At 54.2% G+C, this 18,257-nt stretch carries 10 protein-coding genes and 1 pseudogene; 5 read left to right on the forward strand and 6 right to left on the reverse strand.

What is annotated here, in order from left to right:
* Window positions 1-85: 85 nt before the first annotated feature.
* The 4 genes from CFLAV_RS00905 to CFLAV_RS00915 all read right to left on the reverse strand — a co-directional run bounded on the left by CFLAV_RS00905 (window position 86) and on the right by CFLAV_RS00915 (window position 6,131).
* Complete coding sequence (locus CFLAV_RS00905) at window positions 86-1,672, reverse strand: tetratricopeptide repeat-containing sulfotransferase family protein (RefSeq protein ID WP_007412691.1); 1,587 nt, start codon at window positions 1,670-1,672, stop codon at window positions 86-88.
* 222 nt (window positions 1,673-1,894) lie between these two features.
* Window positions 1,895-4,654: a LamG-like jellyroll fold domain-containing protein gene (locus CFLAV_RS00910; RefSeq protein ID WP_007412692.1), complete on the reverse strand. Its 2,760-nt coding sequence runs from the start codon at window positions 4,652-4,654 to the stop codon at window positions 1,895-1,897.
* Between the two features lie 233 nt (window positions 4,655-4,887).
* Window positions 4,888-5,349 (reverse strand): transposase, encoded by a 462-nt coding sequence (locus CFLAV_RS37775; RefSeq protein ID WP_160164440.1) that lies wholly within the window; start codon window positions 5,347-5,349, stop codon window positions 4,888-4,890.
* On the reverse strand, window positions 5,292-6,131 hold the full coding sequence (locus CFLAV_RS00915; protein ID WP_083808711.1) for an IS66 family transposase: 840 nt from the start codon (window positions 6,129-6,131) through the stop codon (window positions 5,292-5,294). Before CFLAV_RS00915 ends, CFLAV_RS37775 begins: the two co-directional genes overlap by 58 nt.
* 786 nt (window positions 6,132-6,917) lie before the next feature.
* Between CFLAV_RS00915 and CFLAV_RS00925 the strand changes: the two genes are divergently transcribed.
* The 4 genes from CFLAV_RS00925 (at window position 6,918) to CFLAV_RS00935 (ending at window position 9,281) form a co-directional block, all read left to right on the forward strand.
* A complete protein-coding gene (locus CFLAV_RS00925) occupies window positions 6,918-7,523 on the forward strand; it encodes a site-specific integrase (RefSeq protein ID WP_150107200.1) in 606 nt (201 codons plus the stop codon).
* Window positions 7,492-8,121, forward strand: coding sequence for a phage major capsid protein (locus CFLAV_RS00930; RefSeq protein WP_007412696.1), 630 nt, complete (start codon window positions 7,492-7,494; stop codon window positions 8,119-8,121). Before CFLAV_RS00925 ends, CFLAV_RS00930 begins: the two co-directional genes overlap by 32 nt.
* A gap of 187 nt (window positions 8,122-8,308) precedes the next feature.
* Window positions 8,309-8,473: a hypothetical protein gene (locus CFLAV_RS35340; protein WP_160164441.1), complete on the forward strand. Its 165-nt coding sequence runs from the start codon at window positions 8,309-8,311 to the stop codon at window positions 8,471-8,473.
* A 286-nt stretch (window positions 8,474-8,759) separates the two neighbouring features.
* On the forward strand, window positions 8,760-9,281 hold the full coding sequence (locus tag CFLAV_RS00935; protein ID WP_007412698.1) for a hypothetical protein: 522 nt from the start codon (window positions 8,760-8,762) through the stop codon (window positions 9,279-9,281).
* Window positions 9,282-9,396: 115 nt separating this feature from the next.
* Here CFLAV_RS00935 and CFLAV_RS00940 read toward each other — a convergent pair whose 3' ends face one another.
* The gene (locus CFLAV_RS00940) at window positions 9,397-9,609 is read right to left on the reverse strand and encodes a PQQ-binding-like beta-propeller repeat protein (protein WP_040546361.1); all 213 of its coding nucleotides are present in this window, start codon (window positions 9,607-9,609) and stop codon (window positions 9,397-9,399) included.
* A gap of 1,320 nt (window positions 9,610-10,929) precedes the next feature.
* Between CFLAV_RS00940 and CFLAV_RS37780 the strand changes: the two are divergent.
* A pseudogene (locus CFLAV_RS37780) lies at window positions 10,930-14,905 on the forward strand (sulfatase-like hydrolase/transferase).
* Between the two features lie 56 nt (window positions 14,906-14,961).
* Here CFLAV_RS37780 and CFLAV_RS00950 read toward each other — a convergent pair.
* A complete protein-coding gene (locus tag CFLAV_RS00950) occupies window positions 14,962-18,129 on the reverse strand; it encodes a sensor histidine kinase (RefSeq protein ID WP_007412701.1) in 3,168 nt (1,055 codons plus the stop codon).
* Between the last annotated feature and the right edge of the window lie 128 nt (window positions 18,130-18,257).

Consider the following 18,257-nt stretch of genomic DNA (forward strand, 5'->3'; position numbering starts at 1 on the left):
CGCCCCTCCGCGCTCAACCACTCCCGGTGAATGGGAGCGAACGCGCAATCGGCGTTAATGCCAGATGTTCCTTCGTAGATGCCGGTCAGGCATTGTATCCGAACTTTTGGCAATAGGGTGCCAATCGGTCCATGATCGGCGCCAGCGCCTCCGCGTAACGTTCCCACCGCCCCACCGCCCGCTGATAAATTGGCTGGGTCACATCATGGTAGGTAGGCGCGAACAGGAATTTGCGGCGAGCAGTCTCATGGTGTCGCCCCTGGTCGGGGTGCCATGCCAAACCCAGAAACTCGGTAACCTTCCGGCCCTCCGTTTCCAGGCTGCCAACCACGTCCTCGTAACGAGTTTCAATCCAGTCAAAGCCACCCAACTCCCGCATCCGCAGCCAGACATCCATCAGATCGGCATAATGCTTGGCAGTGCGCTCCAGACTCAGAAAGTTTGCGTTTGTGGCGTTGAGCATGATGTTCAGAAAAAAGCAACTGATCACCACATCGCGTGGATCGCGCAACGCAATAATCACTTTCAATTCCGGGAAGACCCGCAGCCAGACTGGCAACATCATGGTTAGTGAAGGATTCTTGTCCAACAATACGGGCGCCGTCGGCTCGCCCGTTACTTCTCGCAACAGGCTCCTGACGTAACGTTGCCGCAGCCCTTCACAACGACCAGCCGGAAACGTATCCAAAACGCCTAACTGGCCTTTGCCCGATGAGGGTGGGAGGGGAATGTGAGTGGCTACCTCCTGATGGAATGCCACCGGTTCATCAAAGGCGAGCACTTCCGGATGTGCATCCAGGATTTGCTCCAGCAATGTGGTGCCGCTGCGTGGATGACCGCCGAGAAACGCGATCTGGTGGCGAATCGTTGAAGCTGGCATCTCCCGACGCCACCGTTGAAGATTGTTGGGTGTCAGGCTCGCCAGCAAGTCACGGCGTCGTTGATCCGCCTGATCGTAATGCCGCTCAAGCAATGCTATGTCTGTGAGCTGCCGCACCTGCGACTTGGCTTCATTCAGCCAGCGCATGGCTTCGGTGAATTGCCCCAATTCGTCCAGCACAACGCCCAGCAGATGACGGCTGGCGTACTTGACGTAAGGATACCGCGGACCGTCCTTGATCAAATCGCGCAGGGCGGTTTCCGCTTCGGCATATTGTTTGCGCCTATGCAGCAAAAAGGCTCGAAAATATCTGGCCTGATCATCGCGCGGATGGCGCGCCAGACATTCGGTGACGGCGTTCCAGGCATCCTCCAACCGGCGTTCCTTCTCCAACCACACGGCGAGGTTGATGCGTGCATCCACTGAATCCGGATCCACCGCCACCGCCCGCTCGTAGCAGGCGCGGGCATCATCCAGTTGCCGCAGCCCCTGGTATTGCTGGCCAACCATGCCCAGCAGGGAGGCGTTGTTCGGCGCCAGTTCGACAGCGCGACGATAGGCCGTGTTGGCGAGTGGAAAATCCAACTCACCTGACGCCGCGTTGCCCAGTTCGAACCAAAGCTCGGCCACGGCGGGAAAACGTTTCACCAGATCACGATAGCCGTTCAAGGCCGGACCGTGGCGGCCTCCGAGCAATTGCTCCTGCGCTTGACGCCAGCGGGCGAGGTCGCGCGGCGAATTTTGTAGCTGTGTCAATGTGCCATGCATATGAATGTCGCATTCGAAATTCATCCCGAATTCCGGCCCGGGACGCCGGAAACCTTTTGACCTTTATACGATCTTTGCTGGTTATGGCGATGATCCGCGACTCTAAACTAGTATCTTAAGTTTGTTCGGCCCAAGGTCAATGATTCAAATGCTCCCATTCACCGCATTCCCGTTTCCTGGGAATGAGAAAGGCCGGGAGTTGCCTCCCGGCCGCGTGTTTTCCTGGCAGGTGTTCTTCGCGTCGAACTAGGGCAGGACGGCGCGGAAAAATTTGGCCGAATCGGTCGGTGCAAACATGAAGGGAGGTGTGCTCGCCGCTGGCGTCCAGACCGCGGAGGGGCCCAGGGTGGGCGAGCTTTCCAGCCTGCCGAATGTCCAGGTTACCGTCTTTCCTACGCCGGTGCCGTCGTCGAAGTTATAGCGCAGTTTCAAGGCGCTCGTATCCACCAGCGCATCGCTGGCAAAGATCTGGCTGATTTCCGTACCGTTCAGGACGCGGTTGTAAATGCGGAAGTCATCCATCTGCCCGTCGAATTTTTTCCAGTAAGAGTCGTGAGAAACACCTATCTCGATTGGCTGTGTCGTCGGCCATGACCAGGCGTTGGTGACTGGAACGGAGTTGGCCAATACGCCGTCCACATAAATGGAGAGTGTGTCGTTGGTGGTCTGGCCATAGGTCACGGCGACGTGATGCCAGTTGTCGTCCGGCAGATACCCGCCGGAAAACGTGTTCCGGCTGGTGCCCTGGCCCTGCCAGTAAATGGAGCCATCAACGTTCAGCGCGATGAAGGTGCCGTTGGTGGTGCGGCGGTCAAAGAGGGTCGCCGCTTCATTGCCCGCTCCGGGCAATGGTGCATTCGCTTTCATCCAGAAGGAAATGGTGCCGCTGGGAGAATCGAAATCTGGATCCGCAGGCACTGTGATTTTGGTGAGGCTGGCAGCGGAAAACTGCTCAACTCCATTGCGGGTAACCGGTGTTCCGGCGGCATCAGTAAGAGAGGTCAGCCAGGTGGCGCCACTATTCTGGCCGTGATGCGGCGTGCCGGAAGGCTTGGTATCTTGAATCATCCCGCCAGTCGTCAGATGAACCTGCAGCGTCACGCCGCTTGCCGCAGTATAGTGCTTCACGATCTGGAGCGACGACAAGGCGGACTCGTAAATCGCCACATCGGCCATCATGCCGGCAAACCATTCGTTGTTGTCACGTTGATTGCGGCCGATGAAAGTGTTGAGCGTGCCGGTCAGATCCTGCACGGCGCCTGACGCGGTACCCGCCTGAACACCGTCCACGTAGATAAGGCCATTCGCCCCGCTACGGACAGTGGCCACATGATGCCAATTGCCGTCATTAACCTTCAATGTGGAATTGAATGAAAATTGAAACCCGCCGGTGCCATAAAGAATGAAATATACGGTGCCGTCAGCATTGATGCCCACTCGGTAGGCGCCGACGTAATTGGCACTGTCGCGTTGATGCACGATCGCCTGTGATGTTGGCGAGGTGGTGTTGACCCAGGCCTCAACCGTAAAGTCCGTCGGACCTGAAAGGGAGGGAGCCGTACCGCAGTTGATATAGCCACTACTGCCATCGAACTGGTAAACGGTGTTTCCTGCGCTGAAACCGGGATAAGTGGGCGGACGGAGGCTGGCGACCCCAAGAGTCAAACCATTGGTCTGAGTCCCGTTATGGCCGAAGCCAGCGTAGTCATAGGCGGTCGGGGTGGTGGTCTCATTCAGTGGCCAGAATGAAGCTGGACCGTCTGAACCCACTTGCATCGTGTAGGCATCCGGCGCGGCCACAACGTTAAGATAGTTGGTCGAGCTTTTGACAGAGCCGAAAGTATTGGTGATGACCACGCTGTAGCCCGCGAGTCCCGTGGTGAGATTGCTGACTGTGAGGGAGGCGTTCGTGGCGCCCGTGATGGCTGTGCCGTTCTTTTTCCATTGGTAGCTCAAAGGAGAGGCACCGCCGGCCACAACCGACATTACTGTTTTGAAGCCCGTGTAAACTGTATTCGTAATCCCGGCAAAATCCGTTGTGATCACCGGCACCTGGATTACACCAACGGTGGCAGTCCCACTGGTTCCTGAACCATAGGGATTGGTGGCCACCAAAGTATAATTGCCGGCATCACTGGGCGCGGCGCTGAGGTTGGTGTAGTTCAGCGATGTCGCCCCTGAAATGTTGGTTCCTGCGTGCTGCCATTGATAGGTGATCGGTGCAATGCCGATCACCCCCGCACTCAATGTGAAGCCAGTTCCCTGGTTCACCGTGAGACCGACCGGCGCTTTGGTCACCACTGGCTTGTCCGTGATGATGAAGGCGGCCAGGGTGGAACGGGTGGAAGAGGTTTTAGGCTGAGGGTTGATGTTGATGCTGTCGCCGGTGAACACGCCACTGGGTGCGCTGAGGCCAACCGTGCCTGTGCCATAGGTGCCGAGCCCGGCTTGATAGGTGGAGTAGGCTGCCGTGTTTGTTGTCACCCCGTCAGTGAACACTACATCCGTGAAAGTCTGAACTCCGCCGTTGGCAGCAATGGTTTGAATAACGTATCCGTTCGGGAAAGTGGCGGCCAGGCCAGCGACAGAGGCAGACGGTGCCTGACCCGTGGCATTGCCGTCGTCGAGATATCCCCAAGTAACCTCGTCATTGCCCGGCGTAACAACCTCTGGAACGAAGCCGGCGTTTAATGCACCAATGCCGGATTGCCATGAATTAGGGGCGGTCAAATTGACCGTGAGTGACCCCGTCACGATGTTGGTGGACACAGCGGCATAAGCGTAGAGTGGCTCGGTATTAACCCAGGCGCCTGCATCAACGCCAAAGGCCTTGGCGGTGACAGGAAAGCCGGTTGTCTGATAGCCGGCGCCGCCATCAGCATAAGTCCAGGCTTGGATGTTGAGTCCGACGGTGGTGCCCGCCTGCGCCGCGCCCAGCATTAATGCGGCGGCGGGGATGGCAAGAAATGATTGTTTCAGGTTTCTAGCTAATAGATTTCGTTTCATAACTGTTTAGGGGAGTGCGATCACGGCTATCTGGCGGAAAGCTTATACATGTGATAAAAAATCCTTGAATACCACATTATGGGGAGGGTGTTGCTCGACTACTGAGCTCGAAGCTCGGTGCCGATTAAAAGAGCTTAAAATGGGCTTCACGAACGATCAATTCTTGTCAACTGCCCTGCCTGCCAACCAGCCGCAGCGTGTGGGCAACCACCCTGCTTCATGGCGATCGACAGTCAACTAGATCGAACATCGCGCCAAATCCCAGATTCCTCCAAATTGGTTTCCGCAGCAATGGCAAAATCCCAGCGGACGCATCTTAATGCCGCCGCAATCCGGCGGAAAAACACTTGGTTTTGCGAATTGGCGCAGCTCCGAAATCCTACCATGGCTAATGCGTCACCAATAGAAACCGCCCTGAGCCAAATAATTAAACGAACTAGTCTGACGCAAAATAAACTATAAAATACCCTCATTGAATTCGAGCGTATGTGTTTAGCGAGCGTATGAGAGTAGTGCAGCTTGGCTGACGAGCTGGGTGAAGGATTCAGCGCGTTGCACGTGGCGGCCAAACTGGTGAGGATTTCCCAAGAGTGAGCCCCCTTTGGTGTTTTATTGCCACAGGAGACTTTGCGGGCAATCACGGCTGGCCACAACTGGCGCTCGGCCAGGTTATTGGTGGCCTCAACCTCCTCCACGTCCAAAAAGGTGAACAGGTGGTCTTTTGTTTTTCCAGGCGGCCACGCACCTTTTCCTCCAGATTGGTCGGGCGCGGCAAGGCCAGCAACTGTCGCATCCGGGCTTCCAATTCTGCCCGGCGGCGGGCCTTTTCGTCGGCCACCAGCGGTTGACGCTTTACTTCCATGGCTTCCAGCAATAGTCCGCGCACTGCGTCCAGCCACGCGCTGGGATGGCCTTCACCGGCCTGTTTGATGGCTTTAAGATGATGGCTGTAGCATTTCTGCTGACGGGGGTTGACGTCTTCGTAGATGGCCAGGCAGTCGCTGACCAAAACGCCGGCAAATGCCTCCCCCAGGGCTTGGGCCACAATGGCGCGTCCCCGGCCTTTGGCCACCTGATACACCGTGGTGTTTTGGTTGGCAAAGACCCACAACCAATACCCCGGGCCGTCCACCCACCAGCTGGTCTCATCACTATGCACACACGGCCCGGCCCGCAGCCGGGCCAGGAGCTTCTCATAGGCTGGTTCCACCTTTCCCGCCACGCGCGCCAATGCCTGGGTCAAACCGCCCGGACTGAGCCGCAACTGGAAGAGTTCCCGCAGCACCGCACAGGTCTTGCGCACCGTCAGCCCATGTTGTTTGTTGAGCTGCGCCGCCACGCCCCAAGCGCGCGGCCCCAATTGCACCCCCGCTGCTCCTTCCGCCAGCGACACCTGCAAGGGGTGGGTGGCTGGTTGGAATCTCCCGTTCCGAGTTCCAGCAAAAACAAAGGGGTTGACTGGAATCTCGTCGCACAAGTGTTCAGTTTAATCCTGATCCTTGAAATCCTTCTAGACCTTGGCCTGATCGCACTCCAACTCAATCCCCTGCAAGTAGACAACACGCGATTGATTGCTCTTCTCATCCATGTTGTAGGCTTTAGCTTTCTGGCGGTGAATACCAGAAACACAAGCTGGAGGAACTTATTGGAGGAACTTATTTGTTCTTGCCTCAGCTCTGTGGTTGGGGGCTGAGACGGTGATTGCCTGAGCAATGTCCAAACACACTTGCCATTTCTTGGCTGCGGCGTAGGGGAGGCTTCATGGCTTTAAACGTGCAAACGGAGTAGCCTAACGGTCGCAATATGCATCAGGGCGGCATTTCAGTTTATCCGGCACTGGTTCAAGGCGGCACGAGGAATGCAGAGACCAGGACGCATTGGGCTGTGAGTGCGGCATCCCTGAATCCAATAAAATCATTTGCTTGTTTCCGCACAATTCCGCACACAGAGCGTTCTTTTTTCTTCGTTTGTTTTCGTGATGAACACAAAGGGAAACGTCAAAGATACCCAATATTATCAAGGAAATGGTAACGATTTGGCTGAAAGTGGAAAAAGTCAAATTCAGGGTTCGATTCCCGTTAGGGTCGCCACTTAGTTTAGCCTGCAAATAAAGGGGCAAACCCACTTTCTCACTTCTCAAAAGCGGTTTTCCGTGACGGGAACGTGACAAAGTCGCATGTTTTATACATGAAAGCACGTCCGAAGCGCAGGGCACGGCACCAAGCCGTTTGCTGTCATCGATCGGGGAAGCGTTACCGTAAAGGTGTATAAATGCCTCGATCGGTTCATGCTGGTCTATTACGAGGGGAACGACCGCAAGCGGGAGACGTTCGCGGATCCGAAGGATGCAAAGACACGGGCCGAGGAAGTGGCCAATAAGCTTTCGACCGGCCAGGCAGCGGCGCTCACCCTGACCGAAAATGACAAGTTCGCCTACGTCGAGGCGGTGAAGGTCTTAAAACCTACCGGAATTCCGCTCCATTTGGCCGCCACTGAGTTTGCCAAGGCCTGGGAGGTACTCGGAGGCCATTCGGTTCTGGATGCCGCCAAATATTTCGCTAAGCGGCATCCTACGAAGCTCCCGTCCAAAATGGTATCAGATGTCGTTCGGGAGTTTATCGACTCCAGGACGAAGAACAAGAAAAGCAAGCGTTATACCGATGACTTGGAGTGTCGGCTTGGGAAGTTCAAAAAGAAGTTTCCTACCTGCTCCGCCTCGATCGAGGCGGAGCAGCTCAAATCATTCCTAGATGGTCTGGATCTGTCAGCGCGCAGTTACAACAATTTTAAATTGGCTCTGATGTCCCTTTTCAACTACGCCAAGCGGAACGAATACCTTGGATGGACTGGAACGCGAAGCATCGGATGAGATCGCCAAACGGCTTGGCAAAGGTGCCCAAGGCTTCTATCTTCCCGGCGACATCACCACGCGCAGCTTTCGAGTCTCTCAGGCCCTTAGCCAATCGGACATGATCGCCATCCTGGCGGAAACCAACCGACTCTTTCAACGAGCCCTGACGGCCGGTTCCGCCTCCGGAGGCGGTTTCACCGTGCAGCAATCTGTCCTCGGAAAATCCATGATTGAGTTGCTGCGCAACCATCCGCTTGTTGCCCAGAGCGGTGCCACAATTTTTGACAACCTGGAGGGAGACGTCGCAGTCCCCCGCCAAAACGGTGCTTCGACTCCTCAGACCCTTTCAGAAAATGGCGTTGCTACTTCCTCAGATCCGTCCTTTGGACAATTGATTCTCACTCCGCACCGCGTCTCAGGTTTTACGACATATTCGAAACAGCTTTTGACTCAGAGCTCGATCGGCATTGAAACCTTCGTTCGGTTGGACCTGACCCGCGTCCAGATCATTGAAAAAGACCGCCAAGCCCTTTTCGGGACCGGCACAGGCGGTGATCCGAGGAGCTCAACCGATGCCGTCCCTTCAATGTGCTCAAGATCAAGAGGAGCATTTTAAGGCAGTTGTCCGCCCGTGTCACTGGGAAGACCCGGCTGAACAAATAAATGAAATTTTTTGAAAGATTCGCTTCTTTCAGAACGTATTAAAAGAAATGCAGTGTAACAGAAACAAACATTGACTTCGAGTGCGAGCCGACCAAACTCTCCCGCTCAAGGTTGTAAATAGAAGTAACCTTATAGACCCAATGAGAATCAGACGGGGAGTAATCTCCATCATAGCAATGCTGGCAGCCGTATCTACGTTCGGCCAAACAAACCTCAACTTCAAAAATGTCACCGTTACCGAAGGCGCTGACCCAGACGCGGCTTACAACATTGATCGCGTTATCATTTTTACGCCGACGCCATGAAGCATTTCGTATTAGCCATAGTGGTGCTGGCAATGAATATTGCCTCCCCTTCGTTTGCCGATTCACCCGGCTGGAGGGGGAGGTATATCATACCAGCGCACCGATCACTTGGGCCGCCACCAACGGGCTTCCCCCAAGCCTGATGGTTTACAAGACGGTTCCACAGAGTTTTTCTAAGGGCGTGGTTTCCAATGCCATGGCACTTGGCTCCTTCAAGCCAACAAACCTAATTCCCGTGACAGATAAGGGAGTAATCCACTTTTAAGACCGTCGGGAGCGTGGAGAGATGACCCGGTTTCTAAAGCTCATATCAGGACCGGGGGTGATCAGCTACTGCAACGGGCGCGCGGAAGGAACTCCCGTTCATGGAGTGCTTACCTTCGAGGAGGCTGACCGATTAGCGGTGGATTACGTCCGCCAACTCGGAGGGGATACCAATCAGCTTGTGGCAAAACCAAGGCCTCGCATCGAAGGAACTACGACGAGCTTTGACAAGAAGGGAGGGCGTCAAATCGGCCAAGTGGTTAATGTACGAGGACTCATTATCCATCGCCAGGTTGATAGTATCCAAATACATGGCAATGATGGATTGACAATTCAATTTGGTAATGATGCCAAAGTTTCTTCGCTCGAACTGAATTGGAAAAACTTGCGGCCCCAAAACCGCTACAAGACCGCCAGTCCCGATACAATCAAAAGCTGGATAAAGGCTGGCCGAGCGGTAAATGCTGGAATCGAAGCCACCTTAAATAATCGCAGAGTTACCCTCCGCTTCGATTACAGCCACTTTGATTCGTGGCGAGGGTGATCGGACGTCTATTTCCAATCCCCCTTGCAATGCTTCAGGTCCAGAAACTGCCGTGCCAATTCCCGAGCCTTGGTTTCCATTTTCAGGGGGGGAGACACTTTACAAAAGCGATTGCTTAATCCGCTGTTGTCGGGGAGGTGGAGGGTGCCGTTGGCGCTGCTGAGTCAATGGAGCTTCCAGCACTGAAAACCCATTTGATCTTGCCGCCGTTCGTAAGCGCATAAAGGTTCCCGTCACTTGCCCTGATATAAAGAGTGTTGTTTCCATCAATCAGGGGGAAGGTGATGACGGTTGTGGTATGAACAAGTTGCGTTCGATCATCCAGCAAAGAGAGGTGTCTAGCGGTTCACACCGCGCAGGAGTATCTCGGAGAGGTTCGGTGCATTGGACGGCTTTGTGTATTAAATTAAAAAGCTACACGTAGGCGAACCATAATTCACGAATGCTTGCATTACTCCAGGGAACGCGTCCAACGGCATCTCCAACCAACGGGCGATTGAAACGCAATGCAGCTGCCATCACGTAAATTTTGGCACTGACGATCAAGTTGGCCAACAGAGACTTGGCTTCTCGACATTTGATTCTCTTCCGCGGGCACAAAAAGAGGGTGACAGATTACTCTTGTGGCAAGAAAACGCTCGCAAATAATTTGAGATTTTTAATGCACTATCCTCGCTTCGGACGATGGACGGCTTGTGCGGGCTGACCTAATGTAAAACGCAGCCCATGAATTGGGAAAGCTTGAACAAGGTTGCATGTTAGTCACGACCAAGGTGCTTTCACTCTCACAGAGGTGTTGTTGGTGGTTGCGGACCAGTTAGGCTGGTGGCGATTAGAGTGGTTGGTTATCTGAATAAAAGATTTTGAAAGAACAAACGTTTCTCAGCTTTTCCAATTTATTCATTTTGTGAACTTCAGAAAAAGTATTTGTTCCTTAGCGTTTGGTGTAATTCTGTTTGGTTTTTTGCATTCCCAGATTCGAGCCGCCGACAAGACTTGGACCGGCGGCGGCGTTAACAACAATTGGAGTGCTCCGGCGAACTGGGGTGGCATGGCGCCAATCAACAATGATAATTTGATTTTCGTCGGTACGACCCGACCGAACAACTCCAACGACATCAGCAATCTCGCGGTTGGCACGGTGCGTTTCGCCGGTGGTGGATTTAACCTCAACGGCAACCTGGTCACATTGAACCCGTCCACTGCAGGCATCCTCACCAATATCGCTGGGACGAACATCGTAGCCAACGATCTCGTCATCACTCCCGCCGCCAAATATTGGTCCATTGCCCCCAATTCTGAACTGCGCCTGACGGGCACTATCACCAATACCGCTCCTACCGGCACAAGCGCCGGCTGGGTAGGCATGACCAACGACGGTGTGTTGCGTTTCACCGGCACGGCAAAAAGCGAACGTGGCATGGATTTGTTTCGCGGCACGGTCATTGTTGACGGTGGCTTCGTGCAGGCGAACAACGATGGTTTCCGTTTCAAGCCTCAAGTGGGATGGACGGCTGCGGTGCAACTCACAAACAACGGCACATTGCGCATCGGCGGGGGCGGAAATTTCCGCATGGGCAACAACGGCACGGGCTTTGGTGCGGCGGGTGCGGCGGGCGGCATCAGCCGGATGGACATGAGTTCCGGCATGCTGGAGTTGTATGGCGCAGCGACCATTTTTGTTGGTGATAACGTGGCCGGTGCAAAAGGGGTATTCAACCAGAATGGCGGCCTGGTATGGGGCAGCGCGGGGAGTGCCAACACTTTGGCAATTGGCGGCGTGGCGAACGGTGATGGCACTTATAATTTCAACGGTGGCACGCTGTGGATTTCCCAGGTGAAACAAGGTAATGCCAATGCAACGAATGCGGTTTTTAATTTTAATGGCGGTGTGCTGAAGCCGACGGCGAGCTCCACCACATTCCTTCAGGGACTTCTAACAGCAAACGTGCAAAGCGGCGGAGCGATCATCGACACGACGAATTTCGACGTTACGATTGGCCAGTCGCTTGCAGGCAATGGAGCCTTGACGAAACTTGGAGCTGGCGCGCTGACTTTGAGTGGAACGAACACTTATGCCGGCACCACAATTGTCAGCGATGGAACGTTGACCATCAATGGAAAGAATAACGGCTCCGGGCTTGTCAATGTGGTTGACGGGGTTCTGGGTGGAACCGGCAGCATCGCCGGACCGGTTACGGTGCTGTCTGGCGCAACTTTTTCTCCGGGAGGTTCAGTCGGGGCCATCACTTTGCAAAATAACCTGATGCTGTCTGGGAACATTTATCTGGAGGTAGACAAATCACAGGCGGCAACGAACGATTTTGTTCAAGTCAACGGCACGCTCACGACTAGTGCCACCAGCATGGTGATGATTACCAATCTAGGACCCGGTTTTGTAGCCGGTGACAGTTTCCAATTCTTTAGCAAGCCATTGTTGAACGGTGAACTGGTTTCGTTTTCCCCATCAAGCCCCGGGGTAGGACTTGGATGGACGAACAGACTTGCGATCGATGGAACAGTTGGAATTATTGCGGTTCCCATCGTGGCGACACCGGCAGATTTGATCGGGCTGACGTTGAGTGCTGGCACGTTATCACCGGCTTTCAGTTCGAACATTCTCAGTTACACTTCAAGCGCGGCTTACAGCAACAGCGCGATCGTGCTTACGTCGATCAGCGCGAATGCGAATGCGACCATTCGTGTGATCTGCAACGAGGTCACGAATTTCGTTTCGTCCGGGGTACCCAGCACCATTGCGCTCAAGTCCGGACTGAACGTGATTGACGTGCAGGTCACCGCGCCGGACAACTCCATAACCAAGGATTACGCGGTCACGTTCACGCGGACTCCGCCAAACATCGTGTTAATTCTCGCGGACGATCAAGGCTTTTCCGATTGGAGCTGTTACGGCAGCGAAATTTCAACACCAAATCTGGACCGACTTGCGTCAGAAGGCTTGCGCTTTCGTCAATTTTACAACTGCGCACGCTGCAGTCCGACGCGTTGTTCCATGCTCACCGGGCTTTACACGCACCAGGTTGCGGTAGATCCATCCCAGGCGTTACCCAATTTGCGGAATGACAATAACGTTACGGTCGCGGAGTTGCTGGGAACCAATGGCTATCGCACTTACATGGCAGGCAAATGGCATCTCGGCAACGGGGCGTTGCTGCCGGGAGTCACGCGGTTTTCAACAAGTCTGGCGATATGTGAGTGGCACCGATCATAGCGAGGATACTTGGAGCACCAATGCTTATACCTTGGCTGCTTCGAATGGTGAAATCACCAATCGCATCTATGGTCCGGGTCAGTTTTACCAGCCGGATGCCATTGGCGATTACAGCCTGGATTTCGTGAACAATGCTCTGCAAGTTCACACGAACGATAAACCCTTCCTGCTTTACATGGCTTTCGGCTCCGCGCATTTCCCGATACAGGCGCCGCAAGACTGGGTAAACACGAATGTGCCCGTTTACTCTGTCGGCTGGGATGCCGTTCGCAACGCACGTTTCACCAACATGCTCGCGCAGGGCGTGCTGGATGGACGTAATCTGCTGTCACCAAACGAAGGAACCGCTCCATGGGGCTCGATCCCAACGGAGGCCATTCCGGATTGGAACACGTTGGCCGCAGACCGACAGGCAGACTTGACCCGGCGCATGGCGATTTACGCGGCGATGGTGCAGAAGATGGATCAGAACATCGGTCGTGTGGTGGAACGGTTGCGCGCGGCTGGCCAGCTTGACAACACACTGATTATTGCACTGTCAGACAATGGTGGGAACTTTGAAGGCAGCGTGTTTGGTGAAACCGGCGGAGTGCCAAATCCAACACCCTTGACGGGCTCCTCATTGGCGAACATGGGGTTGAATGGCCAGCCGATCATTTATTTGGGTGGGGGGTGGGCGCATGTTAACAATACGCCCTTCCGGTTGTTCAAGCACTTCGATCATGAGGGTGGAATTCGCACGCCGATGATTGTTCACTGGCCGGAAGGTCTCTCACGCACGAACCAGTGGGAAGATCAGCCCGGTCATCTCATTGACATCATGTCCACAATTGTGGATGTGACCGGCGTGAGTTATCCGACGCAGTTTAACAGCCACGTCGTCCTGCCGCTGGAAGGAAAAAGTTTAAAACCGCTGTTCAATAGCACCAATGAAATCTCGCGCACACTGGGCTTCGAGCACGAAGGCAATCGTGCGTGGATCAGCGGCAGTTGGAAGTTTGTAACAAAGAATTTTGCCTCCTTTGACGGGAGCACTCCCACCGATGAGTTGGAACTTTACGATTTGAGCAAGGACCCGACTGAACTAACCAACGTGGCCAGTGCTGAGCCGGTATTACTTGGTCAGATGGTGACCAATTGGAACACCTGGGCCGCACGAGTCGGAGTGCCATCCAGTCGCTTTGTCAATCCAAGCCAGTTGTTCGTTCCAGTCGTGCCGGCAACCAATGCGAACGATCTTTTTGTGGATACGTTCAACCGTCCAGACACCACGAACATTGATGCCAGCGCGTCGGGAATGTGGGGTACTCGTGTGCCGCCGATCGGAGCAAATGCGGCCTATTATGAGGGCTTTGAGGGGAGCGGGTTGCCGACCTCCATCCAGATTCTGAACAATACTCTTCAAATGGCGGTGGGCGTGGGCATGAGCGAAAACGGAATCATACACAACTTCGTTGGGCAGGACATTATTGATGCCGGTGGCTTCAGCGTAGAATTGACTGTTCAGGAAATTAACACGGACAGTTCGGATTCGGCGAACCGCTACGTCGGTTTTGGTGTGGGCATGTCTCAGGCAGAGGCTGCTGCTGGAGGGGATGTGGGCGCACTTACCGGCATCATTTTCCGTGGCGAACAAGGCAATTCCAACTTGGGAGTTTCCGATTTCTTCATAGAGCTGGATCTGAATGGCAACATCAAGGTTTGGAACAACGGCACGCTGCTGGACACGGTTTCGGTTGGACAAGCTTACGGAACCTTGACGGCCAGCTTTGCCTGCACGGGATTCACTACGAATGATAGCGTGACGGTCAATGTATTCTTCAACGGCCTGCAGGTGGACATCAACACGGCGGATACCAATTCCATGAGTCGCACATTCAAGTGGGACCGGAATAACAGTGACTATATTGGCTTGAGCGCGCGCGCCTCGAATTACACGCAGATGGACAATCTCGCCATCCGCAAGCTGCCTTTGAGCACCGGTTTACCCATTAATTATGCGATGCAACATGGCCAGTCCGGCACGAACGCAGCTCCCAACGCAGATCCGGATGGCGATGGCGTGACCAACTTTGCGGAGTGGGCATTTGGCGGCGACCCGGCGGCAGCAGATCCGTTCATCGCCAGCCTGAAAGGGGTCCAGGTCACGGCCACGCATGATTTTCAATTTACCTTTCAGCGATTGATCAACGCAGCAAACTACGGTTTGAGATATCGCTATTTCGCATCGCAAGATTTTAGTTCTTGGACGGAAATCACTCCGACTCAAGTCGGCGTATCCACCAACGAAGATTATCCCGGTTACGAAGTTGTGACGTTGCAACTGCCGTCTTCCGCCTTCGTGGGAATAAACAAATTGTTCCTCCGCGTGTTGGCTGAGGTGGCGAACTGATGCCGAATGCCGGGGCGTAATCCTGAGGGACTGCAGGCCCAACCTGATTTAAGGCATCAAATATTCCCTAGGGGGGCCTGAAAAGTTATGACGGTTCCAGTCGAGGGTGCGCTTTGAACTTCTGCGCGTCCTCCAATCTGCTCCAAGCGTCGCTTCATGTTGAACAGACCATTGCCTGTTTGAGAACTCTGGCCGTTTTGAATTTCAAAGCCGTGTCCGTTGTCTTCCACCTGAATGACAAATTCGGACGCGAGAATTTTAACGCGCATACAAACCTGCGTGGCACTGGAATGGCGGGCGACATTATTAATGGCTTCCTTGAAGGCCAGGAACAAATTGTGACGCGATTCAGTGGAGAGAGGCAGGGTGGGCAACTGCGATGGAATATCCATGCGAAAACGGATATCCGTAGGCCGATAAAACTCCTCGGCAAAGTGGCCGAGATAACTGACCAATCCGGGAAGTGAATCGTTTTTAGGGTTCACGGCCCAGACAATTTCGTCCAGTGCGATCACCATTTCACGTGCGCAACCGCGAACCTGCTGGATGAGTTCCTTTGCTTCCTCCGAAGTTGTTTTCTCACGATTGGCGAGTGCGCTTAACATGCTGATTCGTGTCAGGCTGGTGCCGAGATCATCGTGGAGATCGCGTGCGATTCGGGCACGTTCTTGTTCCATTTCACGCTGACGTTGCACACCCTCCAATCTGCGCTGGAATCTTTGGCGCTGGACCAGGGCAACAACGAATCCAAGCGTTGCAAATGTTACCATACCCAGGAAGGCCTTAAACCACCACGTTTCCCAGAAATACGGCATTACCGTGAACGCCAGCGTATCGCCTTCCTCATTCCAGATGCCATCGTTGTTGCAGGCGGCTACACGAAAATGATAGTTCCCGGGTTGCAAAGGGCCGTAACCGATCAGGCGCTGTCCGTCAGTAAGTTGCCATTTATCGTCGCCGCCTTCGAGTTTCACGCGGAAGCGCACACCATCAGGAGCGGCAAAATTCAAGCCAGTGTAGCGAAATTGCACATAGTGCCGGCCGGGCGGTATTATTACGGGGACTGTTGATTTTAGTGTTTTTAGTGGAGCCCCAATGTGAGGGGGAACATCCATCAGTCTGCCGTCCACGAGCATGTCCTCGATGATGACGGTGGGTGGATTTTGATTGGGAACCGATGTCAACGGATCAACCGACGCCACTCCGTTTGCGGTGGAGAACCAGAGCTTGCCATTCGTTGAGCGCCAGCAGGACGGCTGGAATCCGCTGGAACATTCCAACGCTGGCAGGCCGTCAAACTGTCCATACACCCGACAGCGCAAGTTGCTCTCCTTTCCGGCTATCACAGATTCCAAGGCATTCCTACTCACCCTGAAGATGCCGGCATAGGTTCCGCCCCACAAATAGCCATCGTGACTGTCGAGCAGTTGCGAAACGTTGTTGTCAGGCAGTCCGTCGGTCTTAAGGCAGCGCGTAAAGTGTCCGTTACTAAATCGCAGTAATCCCCCTCCGAGCGTGCCGATCCAGACGGCCCCGTTTGTGTCCGGCATGACTGCCGAGAATCGAACAGCCGGCCAATCTGTCGGCGGTGTAAATCGGGTGAATTTGCCCTCAAAGTATTTCCAAAGTTCGCCAGGACCTGTGCCGATCCAGAGGGCACCTGAGGCATCTTCCGCAATGTCGCCAACCGCATGCAGATCGACGAATCCTTCGGCTGAACCGTATTGCTTGACTGTGCCATGGTCAAAGCAATAGAGGCCGGTCAATTGGCCGATCCATAACCGTTCGTGGCTATCGTTGAATAAAACCCGGATGTTTCCGAACGATGCTTGAGGACGGCTAATTTTGCCATCTCGAAATTGCATAAGGCCGTGATTCAGAGTTCCGATCCAAACACCCCCGTCGGTGGCCGGGAAAACGGTGACGCTCTCATTCGGATCATTTTCCGAGGCGGGCAAAAAGGCTTTCACGAACCTGCCATTTTTCCACCGAGCCAATTCACCCGACATGGTGCCTGTCCAGAGAGCACCATCTGCATCCACACAAACCGAACTGACCACTTTATCTGGCAAGCCATCCCCCTGGCCCAAGGCGCGGAAGAAGCGTTCGCGGATTTGCGCAATACCGCCACCATGCAGCCCGATCCAGATATCACCCTCTGCGTCCTGAAACCAGCAAGTGATAAACCTGCTGGGCAGGCCAGATCTTTCAGTCAACAAATGTGCAGTGCCGTCGGATTTGCAATGCAACAAGCCACGTCCGTTGGCCACCAGCCACGCATTGCCCCGGGCATCGCCGTGGAGGCTGAAGGTGCCGGAGGTGATGCTGTCCAGCAATTCTTCTGATTGGATTTCAACTGCCCATCGGTCATTGAGAAATTTGCGCAACCGTTTTTTTTCCAGAACCCAAAGTCCACCATCACGGCTGAATGAGATTTGGAGGATTTTCTCCGGCGTAGGACCGTTTGTAGGCGTGCGATCAACAAAGTCATTTCCATCTCGAGTCATTAGATGATGAGGGGTGGCAACCCAGATTTGACGGGTGGCATCCCTTGCCAATGCGACTGCAGATGTCTCGGGCAATCCTTGAGAAACGAAATCAAAATGATTGCTGGAAAAGCATCCGAGACGTTTGCCCTGGGTGATGAACCACACAGCCCCATCATGATCCAGCGAAAAGGTTAGGGGATCAGGTTCCATCATGGGCCTTGGATCAAGCAACTCCCATCGGCTGCCTGTCGAGAGATCGAGTTTTCCTAAATATGCCTGCTCTCCCGCGAACAATATGGAATTGGAGCGCACGCAAAGAGCCTCTGCCAGGCGCAGATGCGGCTCGATTCGGGGGGGGCGAAACAATTGGAAGCGGCCATGCTGAAAGGCCGTCACGGATTCGTTGCCCATGAGGATCCAGAGACGCCCGCTTTCATCCACGCTTAGATGTTCCACCTGAACATCTCTCAATTCCTCGGTATTTTGCTGGTTGAACGAAACAAAGCGCGCGCCATCGAAGCGGGCGAGACCACCATAACGCGTACCTACCCAGAGATAGCCGTCTGGTGTCTGTGCGATGCTGGAAACCCAGTTTTGGGGCAGTCCTTTGTCGGTCTGCCAGGCGTGGATCAGGTAATCGTGCTTCGTTTCAACATCGCCCGGTTCCGCCAAGACAACAGTTTGTGTAAACAAACCGCAAAGCAGCAGGGTGAAAATGAGCAGACGGTTCGTCACGATTACAACAATTAAGTTTTATAATGGCAGATTTTGAGGGGGCAAGGCAACGAGCATTTCGATAAGGCAAGCAAAAGAAGGTTCGAAGCGGAAGCAAGCCATCCTTGGTTGTCCTCCCAAGCACCTGT

The sequence above is a fragment of the Pedosphaera parvula Ellin514 genome (genome assembly GCF_000172555.1).
Taxonomy (GTDB): domain Bacteria; phylum Verrucomicrobiota; class Verrucomicrobiia; order Limisphaerales; family Pedosphaeraceae; genus Pedosphaera.

Coding starts and splice junctions, on each gene's coding strand:
- CFLAV_RS35340 (WP_160164441.1), top strand. CDS start 8,309: ATGAGAATCAGACGGGGAGTAATCTCCATCATAGCAATGCTGGCAGCC.
- CFLAV_RS00905 (WP_007412691.1), bottom strand. CDS start 1,672: ATGAATTTCGAATGCGACATTCATATGCATGGCACATTGACACAGCTA.
- CFLAV_RS00935 (WP_007412698.1), top strand. CDS start 8,760: ATGACCCGGTTTCTAAAGCTCATATCAGGACCGGGGGTGATCAGCTAC.
- CFLAV_RS00910 (WP_007412692.1), bottom strand. CDS start 4,654: ATGAAACGAAATCTATTAGCTAGAAACCTGAAACAATCATTTCTTGCC.